The organism is Serratia sp. LSHTC3 (assembly GCF_057197125.1).
In genome coordinates this window covers 1-4,451 of record NZ_JBXUNP010000015.1, presented here as the reverse complement: position 1 = coordinate 4,451, position 4,451 = coordinate 1, and the positions used below count along the sequence as shown (strand labels likewise).

Annotated in this window: 5 protein-coding genes; 3 read left to right on the top strand and 2 right to left on the bottom strand. The window is 47.9% G+C overall.

What is annotated here, in order from left to right; translation table 11 throughout:
• Positions 1 to 288, top strand: a 288-nt coding sequence (locus AC2CGI_RS24035; RefSeq protein WP_484593982.1) for a hypothetical protein, incomplete at its 5' end; no start/stop codon positions are given.
• A 41-nt stretch (positions 289 to 329) separates the two neighbouring features.
• On the opposite strand, the gene AC2CGI_RS24030 is transcribed toward AC2CGI_RS24035, so the two are convergent.
• Positions 330 to 992, bottom strand: coding sequence for a hypothetical protein (locus AC2CGI_RS24030; RefSeq protein ID WP_440483356.1), 663 nt, complete (start codon positions 990 to 992; stop codon positions 330 to 332).
• 458 nt (positions 993 to 1,450) lie between these two features.
• A complete protein-coding gene (locus AC2CGI_RS24025; RefSeq protein WP_440483355.1) occupies positions 1,451 to 1,807 on the bottom strand; it encodes an entry exclusion protein 1 in 357 nt (118 codons plus the stop codon).
• Between the two features lie 1,746 nt (positions 1,808 to 3,553).
• On the opposite strand from AC2CGI_RS24025, the gene AC2CGI_RS24020 reads away from it, so the two are divergent.
• Together AC2CGI_RS24020 and AC2CGI_RS24015 are read left to right on the top strand one after the other, a co-directional pair.
• Positions 3,554 to 3,856, top strand: a complete 303-nt coding sequence (locus AC2CGI_RS24020; protein WP_440483358.1) for a helix-turn-helix domain-containing protein — start codon at positions 3,554 to 3,556, stop codon at positions 3,854 to 3,856.
• Positions 3,857 to 3,858: 2 nt separating this feature from the next.
• On the top strand, positions 3,859 to 4,451 hold a 593-nt coding region (locus AC2CGI_RS24015; protein ID WP_484593981.1), incomplete at its 3' end, for an ImmA/IrrE family metallo-endopeptidase.

Genomic DNA, 4,451 nt, shown 5'->3' with positions numbered 1-4,451 from the left:
GTCATTCTTTTAAATGAAGACAACTCCACAAAGTGGTGTTTCAGGAACAATCACTTTAGAGATCTATTCATCAAAAAAGGCACTGTAATCAACATATCAACTCATTCACCACAAGAAAACGAAGACTCTGTGCAGGAGCTCTGGTTCCCAAAGCCAATTGAGCAACAATGGAAGCTAAAATCATCTTCATTAGATATGGAAGAGTACAAGCAAAGGCTTTACTTACTATCAGGAACAAAGTGCGTTTCCACCACATCCGAACCCCAGCATGATCTAAGCACTACATAATATTGCATCTACCATAACTTCCGTTGGGCGGACCTGTGTTCTTAGAGCGGTTTAAGTGTAAACAAAGGAAGTAGCATCTGATTGTTTATCATCCACTCCAGTGAATGTTGGCACCGGTATGCGATAATTCGCTTTATCGTGGCAAAATCATCCTCCAGGTTGCGGCTAAGTATGGGCTCATGATGAGCAATACGGTTGCGCAGCTTTCTCACTGTCTCCAGATCGTTGTAGAGATTCTGCCGCAACTGCGCTGCGCTCAATCCCTGTGCAGCTGCATGAGGAAAAGCAGCCAGTATGTGATTGTTCCAGAGTCGGGTGTCGAATCTTCCGGTCAGAAGTTTCTGCCAAAAAACAAACTTGAGTTCAGGGATAACCTTTCCTGTCGTAGGCTGGTTCCTCCGACCATTAATAAGGTCGTCTTTGGGTTTATAACCATGAACAGGGATCGGCAGACTTCGTTCAAAACCCATAGACCACGGCCATCTGTGGCCGTATACCACCTCGAGCACCTCTGAGAGAGCATTTCGCATAATCACTTCGCAAACATGTAAGGGTACAAAGAAGGCGGCAGATATTTGTGCGTTCCACATGTAAAGCCTCAGGGCTTTTTCTGTCTTTTGAATGCCAGCAGGCCCACCTAGAACATTTTCATACGTTCCTATTCTGGCCGCAGACAAGCTGGCCTTTATCCTGTTTGACGACATCGTCAGCAATCCTTATAATGAAGTTACTAGCCACGGGACTTGTTAGCAGTAATGCTTCCCCCCGAGGACAATCGACAGAGATATACAACAAAGGCCCGCTGTATGCTATACAGCGGGCCTTTGTTGTTTTAATTTCCTTCACTTAGGACACTTGCGACAACTCTGTCGATTTACCATAACATCCGTTTCCCGCACCGCCTCAGACGCCCTATGTGCGCTTGAACAACCAAAGCGGTAAAACCACCTCACTTCTCCGCAAGAAAGCCCGCAAAATGGCGTACAGGCCGTTTGGCGGCATGAATGGTTATGCAACCCAGTACGCAGAGACCAGTTTCAGAGAGAAACGTGACCGAATCGCGTGTTTTTGCCGTTATGCCAATGTGAGAAACGGTGAACGGGCGGGCAATTCATTGCACGGCCGTGAGGCGTTGGCCAAGCCGGCGGCGCGGCAGTGGGGATCAACGGCGCCAGCGCTGCCACCACCGTTTGACGATCGCCGGCTCCGCCGGGGTCGGATGGTGCTCCAGACGCAAGACCGCCGCTTTCAAATCGGCGACCTCCTGCCGTAATGCGCGTATTTCGGCGAGTAATACCGCCTGATCTTCTGTGCCAACGGGGTGTGACACCGTGTGCCGCGCATTCGTGCCAGCGGGTTGCAGCTCGCCGTACACACGCAGCAATTCCGTGGTTTCTAACTCCCGCTTGCCATCGGCATTAGTTCGCCATGACACACGACCTGCCGCCATATCACGGTAGAGCGTCCGCCGACTTTTTCCGGTCAATGCCTGTGCCTGCGCCACACTGTGCCATGCCATAGAAACCTCCTTTTTTTGGCACAGTATAGGGGAGATTCGGGGTGTCGGGGCTGCGCCCTGACCAGCGTGTTGTCAACGCCAGGAACACCGGCGGTCATGACAACACATTTCCTGTCCGTCACCCTCGTTTTGGACGCGTCGCCCACGGCGGTGCTACAAAACATATCCTGTCCCGCATGAGAGCCACCGGCAGGGTCGGCAACACGTCACCGAATGAAGGCATGTAATGACGTCAAACGTGAACACGTGGCCTATCTTGCATCGTCAACAAAAGCCCCACAATGACCGTGCGACACATCAGCTGCAGATGCACTTCCGCTTCCTCGCGTTGACAGACTGCGCTAGTCAACACTGCGGCGAGCGGTGGGGACAAAAAGGGAAGGATGAAGGTGTGAGTGGCATGCAGAAAAGCGGGAAAAGGCCACAGCCCGCCGGGCTGTTTTTCCATAGGCTCCGCCCTCCTGACGAGCGTCACAGAAATCAATGGATTTCCGGCGCTCAAATCAGAAGCGGCGAAACCTGACAGGACTTAAAGATCCCCACCGTTTCCGATGGGTCGCTCCCTCGTGCGCTCTCCTGTTCCCACCCTGAGGTTTACCCGTTGCAGTCCGCCGTAAGGTGGCGTTTTCTCATTCCTTCCCGCGCAACTGGGTGCCTTGTAGGTGGTTCGCTCCAAGCTGGACTATCTGCACGAACTCCCCGTTTAGTCCGACTACCGCGTCTATTCCGGTAACTATTCACTTGAATCCAACCCGGAAAGACACGAAAAATCGCCACTGGCGGTAGCCATTGGTAGCTGATTAGAGGAGTTGAGTCTTGAAGTTATGCATCAGTTAAGGCTAAACTGAAAGAACAAGTTTTGGTGACTGCGCTCCTCCAAGCCAGTTACCGCGGTTAAAAAGAGCGTCAACTCTTTGTAACCTTCGAAAAAACCGCCCTGCAAGGCGGTTTTTTCTTTTCTAGAATCGAAGACTACGCTGGTTGCTAACTCTCAGTCAAGAAACAAAAAAAGCAGCCAAAGGCTGCTTTATAAAAACCAGGCATTATTTGTACCTGAACAAATTCAGGTTATCGACCAGGCACTAAAAATGCCCAGGCTTCATACCCGTAATCGTGAGCATCGAGCATTCTCGTTGAGTTTTTCACTCGACGATAGCGGCAATATACCCATCTGAAGCCTTTAGGTGCTGGTTTGCTCATAGCATACCCTCCATCCCAAAAAATCATCCAGTTCTTGGCTGATGAAGATAAAAAGGCTACACTTCGATTCCCCAATCTAAGTTTTGCCCTTACATCATCAGCTCAATGCGGTCGACGGATGACTTCACCACATTGATTTTTTAGTTGTAAGATCACTTACCTTTCCCGCCACTCCCGTTTTTAGTTGGATCAACTAACTTATATGTTTGACCAGCTTTAGGAGTTGGCGGTAATGGCTCTCCCTTCACGACAGTTCGCTCCACCCCTGTCGAGGCGCCTCTAGGCCCAATAATCTCATACTGCCCTGAACGCTTAGCGATATTCCCAGACTTCATACATACCTCACTTCGTCACCAAAGCACGGAATTGTGCTTCTAAAACTATTGTATCATTTACAGCCAAAAAGTCAAGCTATAGATCTACTAAAAGTATTGCTAGAGAATTACCACGGTATTGCTGAAGCGATACTTTTAGACCATACTTACCAACAATAGAAACGCTCAAATTTCGAACAAACACTACTCAACAAGAAAAGAGGGAGCCACTATGCTGAACGAAAAAATTAGAGAGCTAAGAACTGATCGAGGACTTTCACTGGAGCAACTGGCGAATCAGATTGGTTCAACGAAAAGCTACATTTGGGAACTCGAAAAGAAACCGGAGATAAAACCATCTGCTGAAATAGTGTCCAAGCTTGCGCACGCATTAAATGTTACTATGGACTCGTTGATGGATGAGCAGAAGGAAAGCGATAAAGACGTCGTTTTCTTTAGAGAATACAAAACACTATCCGAGCCAACAAAGGTGCAATTAATGAGCATTTTGCAGGCTTTAAAACAACAAGGTTAATGATGAACAACCCCAGACTTGAAGCTTCACAGATAGCAGAAAAATGGCTCAACGCTCAAAAATCAGAGCACCCATTTCCGATTGACTGCATCAGAATAGCGGAAAGTCTGGGAATAAAAGTTCAAGGCGCAGAGCTCCCCAATGACTTCCAAGGGGCTCTATTCCTCACAGAGGAAGTTAACGCCATAATATATAACAACAATATTAAAGAAGATGGTCGAAAAAACTTTACGATAGCCCATGAGATTGGGCATTTTATCCTTCACCAAGATAAAGAAGAGGTTAAATGCAGAATCGACGACATAGATAGGTTCGAGATAACCCCTCATGGGAAAACCATAGAGAATGAAGCCAACCAGTTTGCAGCAAGTCTACTAATGCCAGAAAATGATATGGCTAACTTCTTAAAAAAATCCATACCAGACATAAACTTGGTACTCTCACTAGCCAGTCGTTACGGAACCACAGCAACAGCAACAGCATGCCAAATGGTGCATGTGTCAAAAACGCCATTAGCAGTCATTCTTTTAAATGAAGACAACTCCACAAAGTGGTGTTTCAGGAACAATCACTTTAGAGATCTATTCATCAAAAA